Genomic DNA, 22,543 nt, shown 5'->3' on the forward strand with positions numbered 1-22,543 from the left:
ATAGGAGCTACTTGCGCAATATCTACGGGCGCTAGAGGCCAATTCAAGCCTCAACGCACGAGGCAGGGGCGCTTGGGGTCGAACCTCCAGCCGGGGATCAGGTACTGCATGGCCATCGCGTCGTTACGTGCGCCCAAACCGTGCTGCAAGTAGAGCTGGTGGGCTTTTTCCACCTCGACCATGTCCAGCTCCACACCCAAGCCGGGGGTGGTGGGCACGGCGATCTGCCCGCCCACAATTTGCAGGGGGGCTGTGGTCAGGCGCTGGCCGTCTTGCCAGATCCAGTGCGTATCAATCGCCGTGACCTTGCCGGGTGCGGCGGCCGCTACATGAGTGAACATGGCCAGCGAGACATCAAAGTGGTTGTTGGAATGCGAGCCCCAGGTCAGGCCCCAGGTCTGGCACACCTGCGCCACCCGCACCGAACCCTGCATGGTCCAGAAGTGCGGGTCGGCCAAGGGAATATCCACGGACTGCAAGGCCAGCGAATGCGCCAGCTCGCGCCAGTCGGTGGCAATCATATTGGTGGCAGTGGGCAGGCCGGTGGCGCGACGGAACTCGGCCACGACTTCACGGCCGGAAAACACACCTTCCGCACCACAGGGGTCTTCGGCGTAAGCCATCACGCCATGCAGATCGCGGCACAGGCGGACCGCGTCATTCAACAGCCAACCGCCGTTCGGGTCCAGTGTGATGCGGGCTTGCGGGAAGCGGGCATGCAAGGCGCGAATGGCCTCCACCTCTTCTTCGCCGCGCAGCACACCTCCCTTGAGCTTGAAATCCTGAAAGCCGTAGCGCGCATACGCAGCCTCGGCCAGGCGTACCACGCCGTCTGCGTCCATCGCTTTTTCGTGGCGCAGGCGCCTCCAGTCGTCGGTCTCATCGGGCTCATTGATGTAGGGCAAGTCAGTCTTCTGGCGGTCGCCCACATAAAACAGGTAACCCAGCACCGCGACGCTGCTGCGTTGTTGGCCATCGCCCAGCAAGGCCGCCACCGGAACGCCGAGGAATTTGCCCAGCAAATCGAGCAATGCGCTTTCCACTGCAGTGACCGCATGGATCGCCACGCGCAAGTCAAAGGTCTGCAGGCCACGGCCTTCGCTGTCGCGGGCGGCAAAGGCTTCGCGCATGCGGTTGAGGACGGCGTTGTAGTTGCCAATGGATTGCCCCGCCACCAAGGAGGCGGCATCTTCCAGCGTCTGGCGGATCTTCTCGCCGCCGGGCACTTCGCCCACACCGGTGTTGCCGCTGCTATCGGTCAGGATGACGATGTTGCGGGTAAAGAAAGGCGCGTGGGCACCGCTCAGGTTCATCAACATGCCGTCATGGCCGGCAACCGGGATGACGCGCAGCGCAGTCACCACAGGGGTGCCGCGCGCAGAGGCTTTGTCAGACGGGGTCATGGTCAATCTCCTTGGCGGGGCGCTCGAAATGGAAGGAAGGGTGGCGCCCCCACATGTAAGACATCATACAACTAAACCGCGTCGGGCTGCGACTTTCTCAATCGGTCCTTGCTGTTAGCCAGGTGAGTGCGCATGGCGGCGCGAGCCGCATCCGCATCCTGATTACGGATCGCGTTGAAGATGTATTCATGCTCACCATGCACCCGCCGCAAGTACGCCAAGCGCCCTTCCGGCGCACTGCTCGCGGTGTTGATACGGGTGCGTGGAATGATCATGGTGCCCAGGTAAGTCATCAGGTCCGCAAAGTGACGGTTACCCGTGGACTTGGCAACTTCCATGTGAAAGCTGAAGTCAGAAGGCACCGCATCCGAGTCTTCTTCAATTGACTTTTGGAACGCATCCAGCATGGCCTGCATGGCCTGCAAATTGGCTTCAGTCCGGCGTTGTGCGGCCAGGCCCGCAGCTTCGGTTTCCAACGAAATCCGCAGCTCCAGCAAGGCAATCACATCGGCGACGGTGGCAAAGTCCACGTCGGCAATCTGGAAGTTGCCGCTGCTTTGCGGCGCCAGTGCAAAGGTACCCACACCGTGGCGGGTCTCTACCAAGCGGTTGGCTTGCAGGCGCGAAATGGCTTCGCGCACCACGGTGCGGCTGACATCAAACCGGCCCATGATTTCCGACTCGGTGGGCAGTTTGTCGCCGGGTTGGATCGCGCCTTCGCGGATGCTGGCAGCCAGACTTTCGACCACTTCGTTTACCAAGCCTTTGGCGCGGCGCGGGCGCAAAACGTCGGTCGCCTCCGGTGTTGCACCAGACGCTGCAATTGTTCTAGGGGTTTGCACTAGGTCCATGGAAAAGTCCTTGACGCGGTCTGAGACGATGACCACAATTTAACACATCAGACAACATACAACTGACAATTCAGCTCTCTATTTCATGACAATCAAAGTACACCACACTTTGCTGATGACCGGCGCTGCAGGCGGCCTAGGCACTGCCATGCGCGACCGTTTGAAGGCTAACTGCGAGGTCTTGCGCCTCTCAGATCGCAGCGATTTCGGCACTGCCCGTGCCGGCGAAGAGGTGGTGCTAGCTGACTTGGCCGATGCCGCAGCGGTAGATGCGATGGTCAAAGGCGTGAACGCCATCGTGCATTTCGGCGGCATATCCGTGGAAGGCCCGTTCGAGCCCATCCTGCAAGCCAACATTTTGGGCGTTTACAACTTGTACGAAGCTGCTCGCAAGCATGGCGTGAAGCGTGTGGTGTTCGCCAGTTCCAACCACGTGACCGGTTACTACAAGCAAAGCGAAACCATCACCCTGAACCACCCTGCCCGGCCTGACAGCCTGTATGGCGTGAGCAAGGCCTTTGGTGAAGACCTGTCCCGGATGTACTTTGACCGCTACGGCATCGAGACGGCGTGCGTGCGCATCGGTTCCAGCTTTGCTGAACCCAATGACCGCCGCATGCTGGCCAGCTGGCTGAGTTTTGACGACCTGCACCGCCTGGTGACTGCCTGCCTGACCACCCCGGTACTGGGCCACACCGCAATTTTCGGCATGTCGGATAACGCAGTTACCTGGTACGACAACAGCGCGGCTCGCCACGTAGGCTACGTGCCGCAGGACAGCTCCGACCCGTTCCGCGAGGCCGTCTACGTACGCACACCGGAACCCGATGTGACGGATCCGGCCGTGATCTACCAAGGCGGCGGCTTCTTGTTTCAGGGCGAGCCCATGACAGCGCACCTGCCCCACAAGAAAACCGCTTGAGGTGTCTGTGTCTGTTCACACCCCTGCCGTAGAGGCCATCAGCATCAGCCGCGACCAAGTGGGCGAGAGCCCGGTCTGGTCCGTGGCCAACCAGTGTCTTTACTGGGTCGACATTGAAGGCCCGTTCATTCACCGACTGAACTGGGTCAATCGCCACCAAAGTACTTGGACATTGCCCGAACGCGTGGGCTGCATCGCCATGACCGAGCGCGGAACCCTGATTGCCGCGATGGAGACGGGTATTTTTGAAGTCACCTTGGGTGAACCGCCGGTGGCCCACGTCAGCCTGTTGGCCAGCGTGGCCCACCCGCACCCGAGCATGCGCTTCAATGACGGTTGCTGCGACCACCAAGGCCGCTTCTGGGCGGGCACAATGGTCCGCGACATGGGGCTTGCCAGCCCTGCCGGGGGCATCTACGGCTTGGACGAGAGCGGCCTGCGCGGTCCCGTACTTAAGGGCTACATCACCCCCAACGGGATGGCTTTCAGCCCGGATGGAGCCACCGCCTATTTGTCGGATTCGCACCCCAGCCGCCAACAGATCTGGAAACACTCCTTCGAAACCGCCACCGGCACCTGGGGTCCGCAGGCCGCTTGGGTCGACATGCGAGCCCTGCCCGGCCGCCCCGATGGCGCAGCGGTAGATGCAGAAGGCTGTTACTGGATATGCGGCAACGACGCAGGCCAGATCCACCGCTTCAGCCCCGAGGGCACGCGGCTGCAGTCGGTCGCCGTGCCAGTGAGCAAGCCGGCCATGTGCGCCTTTGGCGGGCCTGAGCTGCGCCACTTGTTTGTCACATCCATCCGCCCTGCCAGCCCCGCACCCGGCTTCGATGCCACGCTGGACGGCGCACTGCTGGTCTTGGAGCCCGGCGTGCAGGGCTTGCCCGAACCCTTGTTTTCCCGTTTTCCCGTCCGTTAACCCCAAACCAAACCCAAAGAGGAGACAACATGACCTTCCGTAGAACCTTTGTGGCATCTGCCGTTGCTGCGATCGCCCTGTGCACTGGCCTGAGCGCTCAAGCCCAAAACATGGTCTTGAAGGCCACAGATACGCACCCCGCGGGTTACCCCACGGTGGTGGCTGTGGAAAGCATGGGCAAGAAGCTCGAAGCTGCCACCAATGGCCGCATCAAGATGCAAATGTTCCCCGGCGCCGTGCTGGGCCAGGAAAAAGAAGCCGTGGAGCAAGCCCAGATCGGCGCGATCCAGATCGTGCGCATCTCGCTGGGTGTAGTCGGTCCGGTGGTGCCCGATGTGGATGTATTCAACATGCCCTTTGTGTTCCGTGACATCCCGCACATGCGCGCCGTGATTGACGGCCCGATCGGTGCCGAATTACTAGACAAAGTGACTGCCAGCCCCGCGCGCTTGGTAGGCCTGGGCTGGATGGACGGTGGCGCTCGCAGCCTTTACACCAAAAAGTTGGTCAAGTCGCCAGCTGACCTCAAGGGTGTGAAAGTCCGCATGATGGGCAACCCCCTGTTTGTCGACACCATGAACGCGATGGGCGGCAACGGCATCTCCATGGCCTACGGTGAAGTGTTCAGCGCGCTGCAAACCGGCGTGATTGACGGTGCGGAAAACAACCCGCCCAGCATGTTTACCAGCAACCACTACACCACCGGCACCAAGTACTACGCACAGACCAACCACTTGATCATCCCCGAGCTGCTGGTGATGTCCAAAGTGGCGTGGGACAAGCTGTCTGCCGATGACAAAACTCTGGTCAAGAAGCTGGCCCGCGAAGCCCAAATGGAGCAACGCGTGCTGTGGGACAAGAGCGTGGAAGACTACTCCGCCAAGCTCAAGGCTGCTGGCGTGGAGTTTGTACCCGTGGACCAAAAACTGTTCTTTGACGCCACCGCCCCGGTGCGCGCCAAGTACGGCACCAAGTTCACCGACCTGATGCAACGCATCGCTGCAACCAAGTAATCCAACCAGTGTGGATGGGGTGCCCGACCTTCCGGGCACCCTCTGTTTTGTTCTCTGGAACTCCATGAAAAACAATCTATTGCGTGGGAGCGATGCGCTCTACTCCGCCTGTATCTGGCTGTCTGGCGGATCGATCTTTGTGATGTCACTGATCATTCCGTGGGGCATCTTTGCCCGCTACGTGCTGGGCACCGGGTCTCGCTGGCCAGAGCCTATTTCTATTTTGTTGATGGTGGTCTTCACCTTCTTCGGTGCAGCCGCGGCCTACCGCGCAGGCGCGCACATTGCTGTGGCCATGGTGACCGATCGTTTGCCGCGGGTGTTGCGTCAGCTTCTGGTGTACGTCGTGCATGCACTGATGGCCCTGGTCGCCGTTTTCAGCACGATTTATGGCTTCAAGCTCTGCATTCAAACCTGGGGCCAGAACATTGGCGAGATACCCTGGATGCCGGTGGGCGCCACCTACCTTCCGGTGCCACTGGGCGGTCTGATTACTCTGATTTTTATCGTCGAACACGTCGTGTTCGGCTCTCAACACCAGCGGGCCATCGTGACGTATGACCACGCCACCCCCGAACCGGAGACCATCTGATGGACGCGCTCGTACTCTTGGGCTCTTTTGCAGTGCTGATGATCATCGGCATGCCTGTAGCCTATGCGCTAGGCCTCTCGGCGCTCATAGGCGCGTGGTGGATCGATTTACCCTACGACGCCGTGATGATTGCCATTGCCAGTGGCGTCAATAAATTCTCACTATTGGCTATTCCCTTCTTCGTGCTGGCCGGCGCCATCATGGCCGAAGGAGGGATGTCCCGGCGCTTGATCGCATTCGCTGAAGTGCTGGTGGGCTTTGTGCGCGGCGGCTTGTCGCTGGTCAATATCTTGGCGTCCACTTTCTTTGGTGCCATCTCCGGCTCTGCCATGGCAGATACCGCGTCCATTGGATCCGTGATGGTCCCGGAAATGGAGAAGAAGGGGTACCCGCGCGACTTCGCCACTGCGGTGACTGTCAGTGGTTCGGTCCAAGCCATTTTGATTCCCCCCAGCCACAACGCCGTGATCTACTCACTGGCTGCGGGTGGTTCCGTGTCGATTGCCGCACTATTTCTGGCGGGCGTTTTACCCGGCTTGTTGTTGGGACTGACATTGGCCGCGATGTGTCTGGTGATTGCAAGAAAACGCAATTTTCCGGCCGGCCGCCGTATCCCCATGAAAGAGGCGCTGCGCATCTGCGCAGATGCACTCTGGGGTCTGATGACCATGGTGATCATTCTGGGCGGTATCTTGTCCGGCGTGTTTACAGCCACCGAGTCGGCCGCAGTGGCTGTGGTCTGGGCATTCTTTGTGACGATGTTCATTTACCGCGACTACAAATGGACCGAGCTGCCCAAGCTGGCCCACCGCACGGTAAAGACGCTAGCGATTGTGATGATCCTGATCGGCTTTGCCGCGAGCTTCGGATACATCATGACCCTGATGCAGATTCCAACGCTGATCACGAACCTGTTCACCAGCGTATCAGACAACAAGTACACCGTCCTGCTGATGATCAACATTCTGTTGCTCGTGCTGGGCACGTTAATGGACATGGCGCCACTGATCCTGATCATGACGCCCATCTTGCTACCTATCGTAACCAGCTTGGGAGTGGATCCCGTGCACTTCGGGATGATCATGATGGTCAACCTGGGGATGGGCCTGATCACGCCTCCGGTAGGTGGCGTGCTCTTCGTGGGAGCTGCGGTGGCAAAGCTCCCGATCGAACAGGTGGTGAAGGCCCTGCTGCCATTCTTCGCGGCACTGATGACGGTGTTGATTGCGGTGACCTATATCCCTGCGCTCTCCATGTGGCTGCCCAATCTGTTGCTGAAGTAAACCGCCATGAAGATCACTGCAGTTCGGGTCACCCCGATCGCCATCAAAGACCCCGCTTTGCTCAATGCGGCGGGGGTTCACGAACCCTTCGGCCTGCGCTCCATCATCGAGGTGGTGGGCGCCAATGGCATGGTGGGCTTGGGCGAAACCTATGGCGACGCGCCGGTGCTGGGCCTGCTGACACGTGCAGCACCCCACCTGGTCGGCATGTCGGCCTTTGACCTCAATGGCATGCTGGCCCGGCTCAAAGCACTGGCGCCCCAAGTCAACACCGGCCACGTAGAAATGGAGCTGGCACCCGGCTCGCTCGCCAGCAACCTGGTGACCAGCGCGTTCTCGGCATTTGAAGTGGCCTTCATGGACCTGCAGGCGCGCACCCTGGGCATCCCCTTGGTCGAGCTGCTGGGCGGCGCGGTGCGTGACAAGGTGTCGTACTCGGCCTATTTGTTCTACAAATGGGATGCGTCGGTGGACCCCGAGTACGCCCCCGACCCCTATGGCGAAGCCGTGAACGCGGAACAAATTGTTCAGCAGGCGCGCAAGATGATCGACCAATACGGGTTCGAGAGCATCAAGCTCAAGGCCGGTGTGTTCGACCCCATGGAGGAAGCCGATGCCATTCTGGCGCTCAAGGCCGCCTTCCCCAACCAACCCCTGCGCATCGACCCCAACAGCAACTGGAGCATGGCGACCAGCCTGAAAGTGGCCGACAAGCTGCGCGGCAGCCTGGAATATTACGAAGACCCGACGCCCACGCTGGAAGGCATGGCCGCGCTGCACCAAGCCACCGGCATGCCCCTGGCCAGCAACATGGTCATCACCAACTGGGCGGAGCTCAAGCGCAGCATTGAACTCAATGCCGTGCAAATTTTGCTGAGCGACCACCACTTTTGGGGCGGTCTGCGTGCCACCCAGGCCTTGGCACAAACCTGCCAAACCTTTGGCCTGGGTCTGTCCATGCACTCCAACTCGCATCTGGGCATCAGCCTCATGGCGATGACGCACTTGGCCGCCTCGGTGCAACACCTGAGCTACGCCTGTGACACCCACTACCCATGGCAAAGCGACGAGGTGTTGGTGGGCGGCAAGGTGCCGATTGTGGGCGGCTGCGTACATCTGACCGACAAGCCCGGCCTGGGCGTGGAACTGGACCAGGCCAAGCTGGCCGAACTGCACCAGGCGTTCAAGGTCTGCCGTATACGCACCCGCAACGACGTGGCCCAGATGCAGCGCTACCGCCCCGAGTGGACCCAAATCAAACCACGGTTTTGAACGCTATGTCTGCCCCCAACCCACGCCCACCACTCACGATCCGCATGCATGCGGCCGACAACGTGGCCATTGTGGCCAACGATGGCGGCCTGCCTGCGGGAACTGTGTTGCCCGGCGGCCTGACCCTGGTGGACCGTGTGCCGCAAGGCCACAAGGTGGCCTTGGTGCCGATTGCCAAAGACGCCGCTGTGCTGCGCTACAACGTGCCGATTGGTTATGCGCTGCAAAACATTCCTGCGGGCGCCTGGGTGCATGAGCGCATGCTGCACATGCCTGCAGCCCGCTCCTTGGCGGACCTGCCCCGTTCGACAGCAGGCGCCTGGAATGCCGAGCCGCTGGAGGGTTACACCTTCGAGGGTTACCGCAACGCTGATGGCTCGGTGGGCACGCGCAACATCCTGGCCATCACCACCACGGTTCAATGTGTGGCCGGCGTGGTGGACTTTGCGGTGCAGCGCATCAAGGAGCAGCTGCTGCCGCGCTACCCGAACGTGGACGACGTGATTGGCCTGGAGCACAGCTACGGCTGCGGTGTGGCCATTGACGCACCCGACGCCATCATTCCCATCCGTACCCTGCGCAACATCTCCAAGAACCCCAACTTTGGCGGCGAGGTGATGGTGGTGAGCCTGGGCTGCGAGAAGCTGCAGCCCGAGCGGCTGTTTCCCCCCCTTCCGAACGCTATAGAAATAGTAGCTGTTCGCGCATATATTACGGGCGCTACAGGCACATTTGGCACTCAAACTGCGTCTGAACTCGATGTGGTGTGCCTGCAGGCCGACAAGCATGTGGGCTTCATGAGCATGATCGATTCGGTACTGGCCTCCGCCGTGCCCCACCTGGAGCGACTCAACGCCCGCAAGCGCGAGACTATTCCGGCCAGCGAGCTGGTGGTGGGCGTGCAGTGTGGCGGCAGCGATGCGTTCTCTGGTGTTACCGCCAACCCGGCTGTGGGCTTCTGCACCGACCTGCTGGTGCGAGCCGGTGCCACGGTCATGTTCTCGGAGACCACCGAGGTACGCGATGCGGTGGACCAGATGACCGCCCGCGCCACCACCCCTGAGATTGCCGATGCCATGGCCCGCGAGATGGCCTGGTACGACGCCTACCTGGGCCGCGGCCAAGCCGACCGCAGCGCCAACACCACCCCGGGCAACAAAGCCGGCGGCCTGTCCAATATCGTGGAGAAGGCCATGGGCTCCATCATCAAGTCCGGCACCGCGCCCATCAGCGGCGTGTTGTCACCGGGCGAGAAGCTGCAACACAAGGGCCTGCACTACGCCGCCACCCCCGCCAGCGACTTCATCTGCGGCACGCTACAGCTGGCCGCCGGCATGAACCTGCATGTGTTCACCACCGGCCGCGGCACACCCTACGGCCTGGCCGAGTGCCCGGTCATCAAGGTGGCCACTCGCACCGACCTGGCCCGCCGCTGGCACGACCTGATGGACGTGAACGCCGGCCGCATTGCGGATGGCGACGCCACGATTGAGGACATGGGCTGGGAACTCTTTCACCTCATGTTGGAGGTGGCCAGCGGCCGCAAAAAAACCTGGGCTGAACACTGGAAATTGCACAACGCGCTGGTGCTGTTCAACCCGGCCCCCATTACCTGAGTTCCGTTATTCCTCAACGACAGACAAAACAAGGAGACACAACATGGATCGCAGAACACTCGTCAAACGCACTCTCATCACGGTCGCTGGTAGCCTGACCGCCGGATTGGCGGGCGTGTCAACCCACGCGCAGGGCCTGTGGCCTGCCGGCAAAGCAATCACCTATGTGGTGCCTTTCCCGCCGGGCGGCAATACAGACACCATCGCCCGGCTCATTGCACAGCCACTGTCCAACGCATTGGGCACTCCGCTGGTGATTGACAACAAGGGCGGCGCCGGCGGCAGTGTCGGGTCGGCAATCGCCTTGCGCGCGCCGGCTGACGGATATACCCTGCTGGGGGGCACCATCAGCTCCCACTCCATCAACGGCAGCCTGTACACCAGCCCCATCGGGTACGACATGGTCAAGTCGTTTGCACCTGTCGCCATGTTGGGCGTGAGTCCACTGCTGTTGGTCGTGCCTGCGAGCAGCCCGATACGCACCTTGGATGATCTGTTGAAGGCAAGTCGCGCAAAGAGCGGCGGCCTGAGCTCAGGCTCTCCCGGCATCGGTACCTCTCCGCATATGGCGCTGGAGCTGCTGTCCCATCAATCCGGTGTCAAGTTCACCCATGCCCCCTACAAAGGCTCTGCACCCGCTGTTCAGGATTTGGTGAGTGGTCAACTGGACATGATGTTTGATACCAGCCTTGTAGTAGGTCCTCACATCCAGAGCGGCCGTCTGCGCGCCATCGCCATCACGGGAAGCCAACGTGTACCCGGCTATTCAAATGTCCCAACCATCGCTGAGAGTGGTCAAAAAGGCTTTGACATGGTGTCTTGGCAAGCCATGTTTGTGCCCGCCAACACGCCCCAAGCTGTGATCGACCGTTTGCATGCGGAGGTCATGAAAGTTTTGAGCCAGCCTGACGTGCAAGCCAAGCTCAAGGGCTTTGGAATGGAACCCTCCAGCATGACGCCTGCTCAGCTTTTGGAGTACCAAAAAGCGGAAGTTGACAAGTGGAATAGGGTCATCAAGGCCGCCAACATCAAGGCGGAATAAATCGGCTTTGAACCCCGCTCCCGCAGAACCGACAGTTCATCAGCAGACACCATGACCTACCCTACCCCATACCGACCCTTTCCCAACCAGTTCAAGCAAGACCTGCTCGCCGGCAAGCGCCTGATCGGCTGCTGGGCCTCGTTGGCCAGCCCCATCAGCACTGAGGTGCTGGGTGTGGCTGGCTTTGACTGGATTTTGCTGGACGGCGAGCACTCGCCCAACGACGTGATCACTTTTGTGCCCCAGCTCATGGCGCTCAAGGACAGCATGAGTGCGCCTTTTGTGCGCCCCAGCTGCAACGACCCTATCGAGATCAAGCGCCTGCTGGATGCCGGCTTTTATAACTTTTTGGTGCCCTTTGTAGAAACCGCTGACGAAGCCCGCCAGGCCGTCGCCGCCACCCGCTACCCGCCTGAAGGCATGCGGGGGGTGTCTGTGGCGCAGCGCAGCAACCGCTACAACTCGATTGCCAACTACTTTCAGGAAGCCAACCAGCACATGTGCGTGGCGGTGCAGATTGAAAGCCGCCAAGCGGTGACAGCGACTGCCGAGATTGCCGCGGTGCCCGGGGTGGACTGCATATTTGTTGGCCCGTCTGACCTCGCCGCTGGGTACGGGCACTTGGGCAACGCCAACCATCCCGAGGTGCAAGAGGCTATTGCCAGTGTGTTTGCTCAGGCCAAAGCCCAAGGCAAGCCCACCGGCATCCTCGCGCCGGTGGAGGCCGACGCGCGCCGTTACATGGACATGGGTGCGACCTTTGTGGCGGTGGGCAGCGACTTGGGGCTGTTCCGCAACGCGACGCAGGCTTTGCGAGACCGGTACCTCGGCTAACTGATTCTGAAGTCACTTCTGCGGCTAAAGAGGCTGGGAGGCAGCGCGTTCTGCTCCGTGTCCCCCGCCCTTCGGGCTCCTCCTTGACCTCCGCAGAACACGCCGCCTCCCAGCCCCCCTCTGCTTAACGATTTCTTTCTCACTCCATCGCTTTAAGACTATGACTACTCTCGGATTTATCGGCCTCGGCATCATGGGCAACCCTATGGCAGGCCACCTGCTGGCTGCCGGCCACACCGTGTACCTGAACACCAAGGGCACTGTGCCCGAAGCCCTGGTGCAAGCTGGCGGCAAGCCCTGCGCCAGCGCCAAAGAAGTGGCACAACAAGCGGACATCATCTTTTTGATGCTGCCCGACACCCCCGATGTGGAGCTGGTGCTGTTCGGCGCGAATGGCGTAGCAGAAGGTTTGAGTGCAGGCAAGACGGTGGTCGACATGAGCTCCATCTCGCCCATGGACACCAAAGTGTTCGCCCAGAAGATCAACGCACTGGGTTGCCAGTATCTGGATGCGCCGGTCTCCGGCGGTGAAGTCGGCGCCAAGGCAGCCAGCCTGACCATCATGGTCGGTGGTGAACAAGCCACATTTGACACCGTGCTGCCCCTGCTGCAACTCATGGGCAAAAACATCACGCTGGTAGGCGGCAACGGTGACGGCCAGACCACCAAGGTAGCCAACCAGATCATCGTGGCGCTCAACATTGCGGCTGTGGGCGAGGCCCTGCTGTTTGCCAGCAAGGCAGGAGCAGACCCTGTCAAGGTGCGTCAAGCACTGATGGGAGGCTTTGCCGCCTCCCGCATTCTGGAAGTGCACGGCGAGCGCATGGTCAAGCGCACCTTCAACCCCGGCTTCCGCATCAGCCTGCACCAGAAGGACCTGAACCTCGCATTGAATGGCGCCAAAGCCATGGGCTTGGCATTGCCCCAAACCGCCGGCGCTGCCCAGTTGATGCAAGTGTGTGCCGCGAACGACATGGCCGGCCTGGACCACTCTGCCTTGGTGCGCGCCTTGGAAATCATGGGTGCCCACGAAGTGGCCAAGGCCTGAAGACGGCGGCGCCGTGGCGCTACCATGGCGGCATGACACTACAAGCCCTGATCACTTTTTTCGCAGCCTCGGTGCTGCTGGCACTGTCCCCCGGACCGGACAACGTATTCGTGCTGCTGCATTCCGCAGTGCATGGCCGCAAAGCGGGGCTGCTGGTGGTGCTGGGCTTGTGCAGTGGCTTGCTGTTCCACACCGCTGCAGTGGCCTTGGGCCTGGCCGCTGTATTTGCCGCCTCAGCGACCGCCTTCACCGCACTCAAACTAGTGGGCGCCGGGTACCTGCTGTGGCTGGCGTGGGGCGCCTGGAATGCGCCCGTCGGTATTCAAGACAACGCACTCAACGGTGCCATGACGCCCTCGCAAACCTACCTGCGGGGGGTCGTGATGAATGTCACCAACCCCAAAGTAGCGATCTTCTTTTTGGCCTTCCTCCCCCAGTTTGCGGATCCCGCGCATGGCAACATGGCTGGGCAGATCGTGGTGTTGGGTGGCGTCTTTATGCTGGCAGCGCTGCTGACCTTCAGTGCGGTCGCATGGTTCGCTGCCGGCTTTGGTGAGGTGTTCAAGCGATCGCTGCGCGCTCAGCGTGCACTCAATCGCATGGCCAGCGTGGTGTTTGTGGGTCTGGCACTCCGGCTGGCGACCGCGCAGCGCTAACAGCAGGCCCACCCACAAGGGTCGGCTACTCGGTCTTCGCCCCGCCCTCAAACCAGCGCTTCACGATGTCACGCTCGGCATCGGTGATCTGGGTCGAGTTGTTCATCGGCATGATTTTGCTCACCACCACCTGCTGGTACACCGCCTGGGCATGGCTGCTCAGGGCTTGGGGGCTATCGACCCGCACATTTTTCATTTGCACCGCGGCGCCGTGGCACATGTAGCAACGCTGCTCCAGAATGGGTTGCAACTCTTTATAGCCAATAGTGTCCTCAGACCCCGTTGAGCCTGCGCCGGCAGCTACTGAATTTATAGCAACCGGAGCCGTTGCAGGTGGAGCGGGTTTCAGCCACACCAGCATTCCCACAATCGCCACCACACCGGCCGCCGCATAGGGCCAGGGGTGCGGATTGCGGGCCAACTTGTACCCATGGCGCAGCACAAAAAACTGGCGGATAGCAGCGCCGGCACCCATCATCACGATCAGCACCAGCCAGTTTTGTGGGTGGCCGTAGGTGAAGCTGTAGTGGTTGCTCAGCATGGCAAACAACACGGGCAGCGTGAAATAGGTGTTGTGCACGCTGCGCTGCTTGCCGCGCTTGCCGTGGATCGGGTCTACCGCGCGACCGGCTGCCATGTCTTTCACCATGGTGCGCTGGCCGGGAATGATCCAGAAGAACACGTTGGCACTCATGGCGGTGGCCATCATCGCGCCCACCAGCAAGAACGCAGCGCGCCCGGCAAACCAGTGGCAGGCCAAGTACGAGGCCACACACACCAGCACCGCGACCAGCGCGCCCACGATGGCATCGCCATGTTTGCGCTTGCCGAAAACCCGGCAAATACCGTCATAGGCCAACCAGAACACCACTAGAAATGACAATGCCACCGCAATCGCAGCATGCGGGTGCCAGGCCATGACCGATTTGTCGATCAAATAAGTGCCTGCACTCCACAGGTAAGACACCGTGAACAAGGCAAAGCCCGTGAGCCAGGTGCTGTAACTTTCCCAATAAAACCAATGCAGGTTGCCCGGCAACTTGGGCGGCGCCCCCGCAAATTTGACCGGGTGATAGAAACCACCACCGTGCACAGCCCATAGCTCGCCGCTCACCCCTTGTTTCTTGAGATCGTCGTCCTCCGGCGGTGTCAGACTGCTGTCGAGAAACACAAAATAAAAGGAGGAACCGATCCAGGCAATCGCGGTGATAACGTGTACCCACCGCAACAGCAGGTTGGCCCAGTCGAGTAAGTAGCTTTCCATCCAGTGTTCTCCTCAGGTTTCCAATCGTCCGGCAGCGCCCGCAGCCGCATCTGGCGCCGCCGGGTCTGCCACTTGCAAGAGTTGGGCCGCTACAGCGACCGCAATAATTTCAGGCCGCTTGTCTTTGACCACCGGCACGCCAATGGGGCAAGTGACATGCGCCAGTTCCGCCTCACCAAAGCCGCGCTCAGCCAGGCGATGACTGAACACCGCCCATTTGGTGCGGCTGCCAATCAAGCCGATGTAAGGCAAATCGCCCCGGGTCCGTTGGCGCAGCAAGCAGGCGGCCACGATATCCAAGTCTTCTGCGTGGCTGAAACTCATAATCAGCACACGGCTGCCTGGCGGCAAGTCTGCGACTGCCGCGTGCACAGGGTCTGAATGCTCACAGTGCACATGAGGCGGCACCTGCTCAGGAAAAACACCATCACGGCTGTCTACCCACGTCACCTCAAAGGGCAATAGGGCCAATACCTGCACCAACGCCTGCCCTACATGGCCACCGCCAAAGAGCCCCACCGGCCACAAGGCAGGGGCCAGTCGATGGCGCAAGGCAGGCACATCCACCGCTTGCACCAACTCATAGCGTAGCTGCACCTCGCCGCCACAGCACTGTCCCAAACTGGGGCCCAACCCTATGCGCTTTTCCACCGGCTCTACGGAGCAGCCGGCGCGGTGAGCATCGAGCAAGGTGCGTGCAGTGGCCTCCGCATCAAACTCCAGCCGGCCACCACCAATGGTGCCGACCAATCCATCGGCTGACACCGCCATCCAAGTGCCCGCATCACGCGGCACAGAACCTCGGGTTGCCACGACCGACACTAGCACTGCCGGGTGTTGCTTCAACACAGTCAACAAATCGGGCAAATTACTCACAAACAGATACCTTTTGAGGGCTTCCGATATTCCGCAACTCCATAATTTGCTGCACAGTACGACGGCGCAAAAAACAAGGAGATCCGCCATGCCCGCTTTGACTCATTTCGTGCCTGCACCCCGTGGGAGCAGCACCCGCCTCGCGCTTAGCGTGACTGTATTGGCCATCCTGAGCGCCTGCAGCGTGCCCCCACCTGCCCCGCAACCCGAGAAGCCCCCGGTTGCAGTGGTCACCCCCCAACCTGCTCCACCGGTGGTGATTCCGGAAGCCCCACCCGCCCTGCAATCCCAAGCGGCCACGCCGCGCGATTACCGCCGCGACGCTGCCGGCCACCTGTATTCCAAGAACTCCAAACGCATCTACAGCGGAAAAATGCCGCCGCTGCTCTACGCAGTGGGCGTATTGCAGGTCGACATCGACCGCAAAGGCCACGTCACTGACATTCGCTGGATGCGCGCGCCCAGCCATGCACCGGAGGTCATGGCCGATATCGAGCGCTCGGTGCGTGCAGCGGCCCCTTACCCCGCGCCGGTGCGCATGGGGCGTGTCACCTACACAGACACTTGGCTCTGGCACAAGAGCGGACGTTTTCAATTGGACACCCTCACCGAAGGTCAGCTCTGATCAGGAGCCCCGGTACGTGGAGTAGCTCCACGGGCTGACCAGCAAGGGCACGTGGTAATGCTGGTCGGTATGGGCTACGCCGAAATCCAGCGCCACACGGTTCAAAAAGTTCGGCTCCGGCAAGGTCACGCCGCGGGCCTTGAAGTAGCCGGCCACATCAAACACGAGGCGGTAGGTGCCTTTTTGCAGGCTCGCGTTGTCATACAGCGGGCCGTCCGGGTTGCGGCCGTCCGCATTCAGCACAAAGCTTTTCACCAGCGTTGCCGCCTCGCCCTGCGTGGTGGTCTGTGTGGTGTAGAGCGCCACTGACATGCCCGCTGCGGGGGTGCCGTGCATGGTGTCCAGTACGTGCGTGCTCAAGCCCATGGCGCGTGCCTTTCTGTTGAAAACGCAAAGTGTATACACTTTTAGCCATTCTTAGTATCATGACCCGATGGAGACCACCACTACCGGTTTCATTGTGGAGGCCATCACCGCCGCCATCGTGGACCACCAGCTCACACCCGGCGCCAAGCTTGCCGAGCAAAAGCTTGCGGACCAGTTCGGCGTGTCGCGCACGCTGATCCGGCAGGCCTTGTTCCAGCTTTCGCGCAACCGCCTGATCCACATGGAGCCGGCTCGCGGCGCTTTTGTGGCAGCGCCCTCGGTAGCCGAGGCACGCCAGGTGTTTGCGGTGCGCCGCATGCTAGAAGCCGGCGTGGTCCGTGCATTCATCGCGGCCAATGACCCCCAGCACATCGAAGCCCTACGCCAACACATTGCCGAAGAACAAAACGCCGTGCAAGGCGGCACCATCAGCAACCGCACCGAGTTACTGGGTGACTTCCATGTGCGCATGGCCCAATTGTTGGGCAACGAAGTGCTGGCCCTGATGTTGATGGACCTGCTATCCCGTTGCTCGCTGATCACGCTGATGTACCAGTCCAGCGCCTCGGCCGCCTATTCACATGAGGAACATGCTGCACTGGTAGACGCTTTGGAAGCCCGCGACGAACCCCTGGCCCTGCGCTTGATGGACGAGCACCTTCAGCACGTAGAAGCCGGCCTGACTTTGCCCCCCGACAAATCGATATGAATCACACCTACGACACCACCCAAGCCTACCCCCGCGATCTGGTGGGATACGGCGAACACGTGCCCCACGCCCAGTGGCCCGGCCAAGCCCGCGTGGCGGTGCAGTTTGTCCTCAACTACGAAGAAGGCGGCGAAAACAGCGTGCTGCATGGCGACGCAGGCTCCGAGCAATTCCTCTCAGAAATGTTCAACCCCGCCAGCTACCCCGACCGCCACATCAGCATGGAGGGCATTTATGAGTACGGCTCACGGGCGGGTGTGTGGCGCATCCTGCGCGAGTTCGAAAAACGTGGCTTACCGTTGACGGTATTCGGTGTCGGTATGGCACTGGAGCGCTACCCAGAGCTGACTCGCCGCCTGGTGGAGCTGGACCACGAAATTGCCTGCCACGGCCACCGCTGGATCCACTACCAGAACATGGACGAAGCGCAGGAGCGCGAGCATATGCAACTGGGCATGGCCGCCATCGAAAAGCTAACAGGCGAGCGAGCCTTGGGCTGGTACACCGGCCGCGACAGCCCGCGCACACGCCGACTGGTGGCCGACTACGGCGGCTTTGAGTACGACAGCGACTACTACGGCGACGACCTGCCCTTCTGGATGAAGGTCCAAAAAACAGACGGCAGCGTGGTGCCCCAGCTCATCGTGCCCTACACGCTGGATTGCAACGACATGCGCTTTGCTTTGCCCCAGGGTTACTCACACGCAGACCCGTTCTTCCAGTACATGAAAGACACCTTCGACGCGCTGTACGCCGAAGGCGACCCCGAGGGGCTGAACGCGCCCAAGATGATGAGCATCGGCATGCACTGCCGCCTGCTGGGCCGCCCTGGCCGCATTACGGCGCTGCAGCGCTTTTTGGACCACATCGGTCAGCACGACAAGGTGTGGGTGGCGCGGCGTATTGACATTGCGCGGCACTGGAAAGCCACGCACCCCTACCAAGGCTGAGCCATGCGCACACTGACTCTGGAACACATCAACACCCTGCCGTTGGCTGAGGCTGCACAGCGGCTGGAAGGCTTGTACGAGCATTCGCCCTGGATCGTGGAAACGGCGCTGCAACAGCGCCCCTTTGTCTCGCTGGCAGCCTTCAAACACGCCATGGTGCAAGTGGTGGCTGCCGCAGGGCGAGAACCCCAGCTGGCACTTTTGCGCGCCCACCCCGAGCTGGCCGGCAAGGCCATGGTAGACAACAGTCTGACTGCCGAGAGCACCAACGAGCAAAGCAAGGCCGGCCTCACGCATTGCACGCCCGCCGAATTCGACAAAATCCAGCGCCTGAACGCCGAGTACAACGCGCGCTTCGGTTTTCCCTTCATCCTTGCAGTGCGCGGCCCGCGCGGCACCGGCCTGCCCAAGGCCGAGATCATCGCCACGCTGGAACGCCGGGTACTGGGCCACCCGGACTTTGAGCTGGCCGAGTGCCTGCGCAATGTGCACCGCATTGCCGAGATTCGCCTCAACGACAAGTGTGGCTACACGCCCACGCAGGGCCACCAGGTGTGGGACTGGCAGGAGGCCCTGGCCCAGCATACCGATGCGGCCTATGTAGGCACCGGCCAACTCACGGTCACTTACTTGACGGACGCGCACCTCGCCTGCGCCCGCCAGATTCAAGCGGACATGCTGGCCGCCGGATGCGACAGCGCCACCATTGACGCGGTGGGCAATGTGGCGGGTCGCTATGAAAGTGATAGCAGGTCGCGCAATCAGCACGGAGGCCAGAGCCCTAAAACATCTAAAACTCTACTCACCGGCAGCCATTACGACACCGTGCGCAACGGTGGCAAGTACGACGGTCGCCTCGGCATTTATGTGCCGCTGGCCTGTGTACAAGCGCTCAAGGCCCAAGGCCAGCGCCTGCCCTACGCGCTGGAAGTGGTGGCCTTTGCCGAAGAAGAAGGCCAGCGCTACAAAGCCACCTTCCTGGGCTCGGGCGCACTCACCGGCGACTTTGACCCCGCTTGGCTGGACCAGACGGACGCAGATGGTGTTTCCATGCGCAACGCCATGGCGATAGCCGGGTTGGACGTGAACGCCATCCCCGCCATCCGCCGCAACCCCGCCGACTACCAAGGCTTTGTGGAAGTCCACATCGAACAAGGCCCGGTGCTCAACGCGCTGGACATTCCGTTGGGCGTGGTCACCTCCATCAATGCCAGCGTGCGTTATGTAGGCGAGATCACCGGCATGGCCAGCCACGCAGGCACCACGCCCATGGGCCAGCGCCGCGACGCCGCTGCTGCGGTGGCCGAGCTGATCTTGCTGGTCGAACACTGCGCCACCCAAGACGGCGACTCGGTGGGCACCGTGGGGCAGCTGCAAGTGCCCAATGGCTCCATCAATGTGGTGCCGGGGCGCTGCACCTTCTCGCTGGATTTGCGCGCACCGTCGGACGCGCAGCGCGACGCGCTGGAGGCCAAAGTGCTCACCGGTCTGCGCATGATCTGCGAGCGCCGTGGCCTGCACCACAGCCTCACCCGCACCATGCAAGCCAGCGCGGCGCCCAGCGCGCCCGAGTGGCAGCAGCATTGGGAAGCTGCTGTCACCGCCTTGGGTGTGCCCCTGCACCGCATGCCCAGCGGTGCCGGGCACGACGCCATGAAGCTGCACGACATCCTGCCCCAGGCCATGCTGTTTGTGCGCGGCCTGAACGCGGGCATCAGCCACAACCCGCTGGAATCCACCACCAGCGACGACATGCAACTCGCCGTCGATGCCTTCAGCCACCTGCTGCATCAACTGGCCCAAGAACCTACACACCCATGACCACCCCCTACGAACAAATCGACACCTGGATTGACGCGCACTTTGACGAGCAAGTGCTCTTTCTGCAAGAACTGGTGCGCGTGCCCACCGACACCCCGCCCGGCAACAACGCGCCCCACGCCGAGCGCACCGCCGAGCTGCTGGCCGCCATGGGCCTGCAGGCCGAAAAACACCCCGTGCCCGCCAGCGAGGTGCAGGCCGCCGGCATGCAAAGCATCACCAACCTGGTGGTGCGCCGCCCCTATGCTGCGGGCGGGCTCACGATCGGCCTCAACGCCCACGGTGACGTGGTGCCCCCCGGCGAAGGTTGGACGCATGACCCCTACGGCGGCGAGATTGCCGACGGCAACATGTACGGCCGCGCCACCGCAGTGAGCAAGAGCGATTTCTCCAGCTACATCTTTGCGGTGCGCGCCCTCGAATCGCTGGGCCTGCCGCTGAAGGGCGGCGTGGAACTGCTGTTCACCTACGACGAAGAATTTGGCGGCGAACTCGGCCCCGGCTGGTTGCTGGAAAAAGGCCTCACCAAGCCGGACTTGCTGCTGGCCGCCGGCTTCTCATACCAAGTCATCACCGCGCACAACGGCTGCCTGCAAATGGAGGTGACGGTGCACGGCAAGATGGCTCACGCGGCCATTCCCGAGAGTGGCGTGGACGCACTGCAAGGTGCGGTGCACATCCTGAACGCGCTGTACGCCCAGAACACGCTCTACAAACAAGTGACTTCGGATGTGGACGGCATCAACCACCCCTACCTGAACGTGGGCCGCATCGAGGGCGGCACCAACACCAATGTAGTCCCCGGCAAAGTGGTCTTCAAGCTGGATCGCCGCATGATCCCCGAGGAAAACCCCGCCGAGGTAGAAGCCTCCATCCGCAAGGTCATTGCCGACGCGGCGGCCCAAGTGCCCGGTATCTCGGTGGACATCAAGCGCCTGCTGCTGGCCAAGTCCATGCGACCGCTGGCGGGCAACAAGCCTTTGGTGGATGCGCTGCAAAAACACGGCGAAGCGGTGTTTGGCGAAGCCATCCCCGCCATGGGCACGCCGCTCTACACCGATGTGCGCCTGTTTGCCGAGCGCGGCATCCCCGGCGTCATCTACGGTGCAGGCCCGCGCACGGTGCTGGAGTCGCATGCCAAGCGCGCCGATGAGCGCGTGAGCCTAGATGACTTGCGCAAGGCCACCAAGGTGGTGGCGCGCACGTTGCTGGATTTATTGAAGGGCTGAGGGGCTAAGGGGCTGACTGTCTCAACTCGCAGCACCACCACCAATACCCATTGGGAGGTTCGCAGGTGTCGAAGTGTTCCGGGGCAAGTCGCACCCAGATAAACCCCGACATGAGAACCCACCCCCGGCGCGCAGAATGGGCCAAGGAATGAGCAATGCCCCAAAGTTGGGCACTCTTCTTGCTTGACCGTTGGCATCCGAAAACCATGAAGGAATTTCCATGAAAAAGCGCCAGTTTCTCCACGCCATCGCCATTGCTGCCGCCACCTTGGCCGCTGGCTCTGCCATGGCCCAAAGCACGCCGATCAAGTTCCAGTTGGACTGGCGTTTTGAGGGCCCTTCCGCCTTGTTTTTGACACCTGCGGCCAAGGGCTACTTCAAAGATGCCAAGCTGGACGTAACCATTGACGCCGGCAACGGCTCGGGCGGTGCGGTGACCCGCGTGGCGTCTGGCGCTTATGACATGGGCTTTGCCGATCTGGCCGCGCTGATGGAGTTTCATGCCAACAACCCGGATGCGCCCAACAAGCCCATCGCGGTCATGATGGTCTACAACGACACACCCGCCTCGGTGATGGCGCTCAAAAAGTCCGGCATCAAGACGCCGGCCGATTTGAACGGCAAGAAACTGGGCGCCCCGGTGTTTGACGCAGGCCGCCGCGCCTTCCCCATTTTTGCCAAAGCCAACAATGTGACCGGCGTGCAGTGGACCGCGATGGACCCACCCCTGCGCGAAACCATGCTCGCCCGTGGGGATGTGGATGCGATCACCGGCTTTACCTTCACCTCGCTACTCAACCTGGAGGCGCGTGGCGTCAAGTCTGAAGACGTGGTGATCTTGCCCTACCCCCAGTTCGGCGTGAAGCTGTATGGCAACGCAATCATTGCCTCACCCAAACTCCTCAAAGAGAATCCAGCCGCGGTAAAGGCCTTTTTGGCCGCGTTTGCCAAGGGTGCCAAAGACGTGATCGCCAACCCCGCAGCGGCGATTGCCGATGTGAAAGCGCGCGACGGCATCATTAACGCGGACTTGGAGGCACGCCGCCTCAAGCTGGCCATCGACACCGTCATCAACAGCGCTAACGCGCGGGCGGAAGGCTTTGGTCAGGTCAACGGCCCTCGCCTGTCACTGATGGCGTCGCAGGTATCAGATGCGTTCAACACCAAAACCCGCATCAACCCCGATGTGGTGTGGAATGCCAGCTACCTGCCCTCCAAGGCTGAGCTCAACATCCTGCCTAAGAAATAA

At 61.4% G+C, this 22,543-nt stretch carries 22 protein-coding genes; 17 read left to right on the forward strand and 5 right to left on the reverse strand.

Annotated features, from left to right (window positions below; translation table 11 throughout):
- Positions 1–50 precede the first annotated feature (50 nt).
- The gene (gene gudD / locus U5L73_RS15645) at positions 51–1,403 is read right to left on the reverse strand and encodes a glucarate dehydratase (RefSeq protein ID WP_322563200.1); all 1,353 of its coding nucleotides are present in this window, start codon (positions 1,401–1,403) and stop codon (positions 51–53) included.
- A 71-nt stretch (positions 1,404–1,474) separates the two neighbouring features.
- The gene (locus U5L73_RS15650) at positions 1,475–2,254 is read right to left on the reverse strand and encodes a FadR/GntR family transcriptional regulator (RefSeq protein WP_322563201.1); all 780 of its coding nucleotides are present in this window, start codon (positions 2,252–2,254) and stop codon (positions 1,475–1,477) included.
- 85 nt (positions 2,255–2,339) lie between these two features.
- On the opposite strand from U5L73_RS15650, the gene U5L73_RS15655 reads away from it, so the two are divergent.
- The 11 genes from U5L73_RS15655 to U5L73_RS15705 all read left to right on the forward strand — a co-directional run bounded on the left by U5L73_RS15655 (position 2,340) and on the right by U5L73_RS15705 (position 13,454).
- Positions 2,340–3,176: an NAD(P)-dependent oxidoreductase gene (locus U5L73_RS15655; RefSeq protein ID WP_322563202.1), complete on the forward strand. Its 837-nt coding sequence runs from the start codon at positions 2,340–2,342 to the stop codon at positions 3,174–3,176.
- A 7-nt stretch (positions 3,177–3,183) separates the two neighbouring features.
- The gene (locus tag U5L73_RS15660; RefSeq protein WP_322563203.1) at positions 3,184–4,098 is read left to right on the forward strand and encodes an SMP-30/gluconolactonase/LRE family protein; all 915 of its coding nucleotides are present in this window, start codon (positions 3,184–3,186) and stop codon (positions 4,096–4,098) included.
- Positions 4,099–4,127: 29 nt separating this feature from the next.
- Positions 4,128–5,111 carry a TRAP transporter substrate-binding protein gene (locus tag U5L73_RS15665; RefSeq protein ID WP_322563204.1) on the forward strand — a complete coding sequence of 328 codons (984 nt, stop codon included), beginning with the start codon at positions 4,128–4,130 and terminating at the stop codon, positions 5,109–5,111.
- Positions 5,112–5,175: 64 nt separating this feature from the next.
- Positions 5,176–5,703: a TRAP transporter small permease gene (locus U5L73_RS15670; protein ID WP_322563205.1), complete on the forward strand. Its 528-nt coding sequence runs from the start codon at positions 5,176–5,178 to the stop codon at positions 5,701–5,703.
- Positions 5,703–6,986: a TRAP transporter large permease gene (locus U5L73_RS15675; protein ID WP_322563206.1), complete on the forward strand. Its 1,284-nt coding sequence runs from the start codon at positions 5,703–5,705 to the stop codon at positions 6,984–6,986. The genes U5L73_RS15670 and U5L73_RS15675 overlap by 1 nt, the downstream gene beginning before the upstream one ends.
- A gap of 6 nt (positions 6,987–6,992) precedes the next feature.
- Positions 6,993–8,258, forward strand: coding sequence for a glucarate dehydratase family protein (locus tag U5L73_RS15680; RefSeq protein ID WP_322563207.1), 1,266 nt, complete (start codon positions 6,993–6,995; stop codon positions 8,256–8,258).
- 5 nt (positions 8,259–8,263) lie between these two features.
- The gene (gene garD, locus U5L73_RS15685; RefSeq protein ID WP_322563208.1) at positions 8,264–9,874 is read left to right on the forward strand and encodes a galactarate dehydratase; all 1,611 of its coding nucleotides are present in this window, start codon (positions 8,264–8,266) and stop codon (positions 9,872–9,874) included.
- A gap of 43 nt (positions 9,875–9,917) precedes the next feature.
- The gene (locus tag U5L73_RS15690) at positions 9,918–10,916 is read left to right on the forward strand and encodes a tripartite tricarboxylate transporter substrate binding protein (RefSeq protein ID WP_322563209.1); all 999 of its coding nucleotides are present in this window, start codon (positions 9,918–9,920) and stop codon (positions 10,914–10,916) included.
- Between the two features lie 51 nt (positions 10,917–10,967).
- A complete protein-coding gene (gene garL, locus U5L73_RS15695; RefSeq protein WP_322563210.1) occupies positions 10,968–11,750 on the forward strand; it encodes a 2-dehydro-3-deoxyglucarate aldolase in 783 nt (260 codons plus the stop codon).
- Positions 11,751–11,910: 160 nt separating this feature from the next.
- Positions 11,911–12,798 (forward strand): 2-hydroxy-3-oxopropionate reductase, encoded by an 888-nt coding sequence (locus tag U5L73_RS15700; protein ID WP_322563211.1) that lies wholly within the window; start codon positions 11,911–11,913, stop codon positions 12,796–12,798.
- A gap of 32 nt (positions 12,799–12,830) precedes the next feature.
- Entirely contained in the window at positions 12,831–13,454 is a 624-nt protein-coding gene (locus U5L73_RS15705) for a LysE family translocator (RefSeq protein ID WP_322563212.1), read from the forward strand.
- A 25-nt stretch (positions 13,455–13,479) separates the two neighbouring features.
- Here the strand turns inward: U5L73_RS15705 and U5L73_RS15710 are convergent, their stop codons facing one another.
- Together U5L73_RS15710 and xdhC are read right to left on the reverse strand one after the other, a co-directional pair.
- The gene (locus U5L73_RS15710; RefSeq protein ID WP_322563213.1) at positions 13,480–14,718 is read right to left on the reverse strand and encodes a urate hydroxylase PuuD; all 1,239 of its coding nucleotides are present in this window, start codon (positions 14,716–14,718) and stop codon (positions 13,480–13,482) included.
- A gap of 12 nt (positions 14,719–14,730) precedes the next feature.
- Complete coding sequence (gene xdhC, locus U5L73_RS15715; RefSeq protein WP_322563214.1) at positions 14,731–15,594, reverse strand: xanthine dehydrogenase accessory protein XdhC; 864 nt, start codon at positions 15,592–15,594, stop codon at positions 14,731–14,733.
- Positions 15,595–15,682: 88 nt separating this feature from the next.
- Between xdhC and U5L73_RS15720 the strand changes: the two genes are divergently transcribed.
- Positions 15,683–16,219, forward strand: coding sequence for a hypothetical protein (locus tag U5L73_RS15720; protein WP_322563215.1), 537 nt, complete (start codon positions 15,683–15,685; stop codon positions 16,217–16,219).
- Here U5L73_RS15720 and uraH read toward each other — a convergent pair whose 3' ends face one another.
- On the reverse strand, positions 16,220–16,585 hold the full coding sequence (gene uraH, locus U5L73_RS15725) for a hydroxyisourate hydrolase (RefSeq protein ID WP_322563216.1): 366 nt from the start codon (positions 16,583–16,585) through the stop codon (positions 16,220–16,222). It abuts the gene before it with no gap.
- 67 nt (positions 16,586–16,652) lie between these two features.
- On the opposite strand from uraH, the gene U5L73_RS15730 reads away from it, so the two are divergent.
- From U5L73_RS15730 to U5L73_RS15750, 5 genes are all read left to right on the forward strand, one after another.
- Positions 16,653–17,294, forward strand: a complete 642-nt coding sequence (locus tag U5L73_RS15730; protein ID WP_322563217.1) for a GntR family transcriptional regulator — start codon at positions 16,653–16,655, stop codon at positions 17,292–17,294.
- Positions 17,291–18,244: an allantoinase PuuE gene (gene puuE / locus U5L73_RS15735; protein ID WP_322563218.1), complete on the forward strand. Its 954-nt coding sequence runs from the start codon at positions 17,291–17,293 to the stop codon at positions 18,242–18,244. Before U5L73_RS15730 ends, puuE begins: the two co-directional genes overlap by 4 nt.
- Positions 18,245–18,247: 3 nt before the next feature.
- Positions 18,248–20,065, forward strand: coding sequence for a 2-oxo-4-hydroxy-4-carboxy-5-ureidoimidazoline decarboxylase (gene uraD / locus U5L73_RS15740; protein WP_322563219.1), 1,818 nt, complete (start codon positions 18,248–18,250; stop codon positions 20,063–20,065).
- Positions 20,062–21,294 carry an ArgE/DapE family deacylase gene (locus tag U5L73_RS15745; RefSeq protein WP_322563220.1) on the forward strand — a complete coding sequence of 411 codons (1,233 nt, stop codon included), beginning with the start codon at positions 20,062–20,064 and terminating at the stop codon, positions 21,292–21,294. The genes uraD and U5L73_RS15745 overlap by 4 nt, the downstream gene beginning before the upstream one ends.
- A 220-nt stretch (positions 21,295–21,514) precedes the next feature.
- Positions 21,515–22,543 (forward strand): ABC transporter substrate-binding protein, encoded by a 1,029-nt coding sequence (locus tag U5L73_RS15750; RefSeq protein WP_322563221.1) that lies wholly within the window; start codon positions 21,515–21,517, stop codon positions 22,541–22,543.

Source organism: Rhodoferax sp., from assembly GCF_034520025.1.
GTDB lineage: Bacteria > Pseudomonadota > Gammaproteobacteria > Burkholderiales > Burkholderiaceae_C > Allorhodoferax.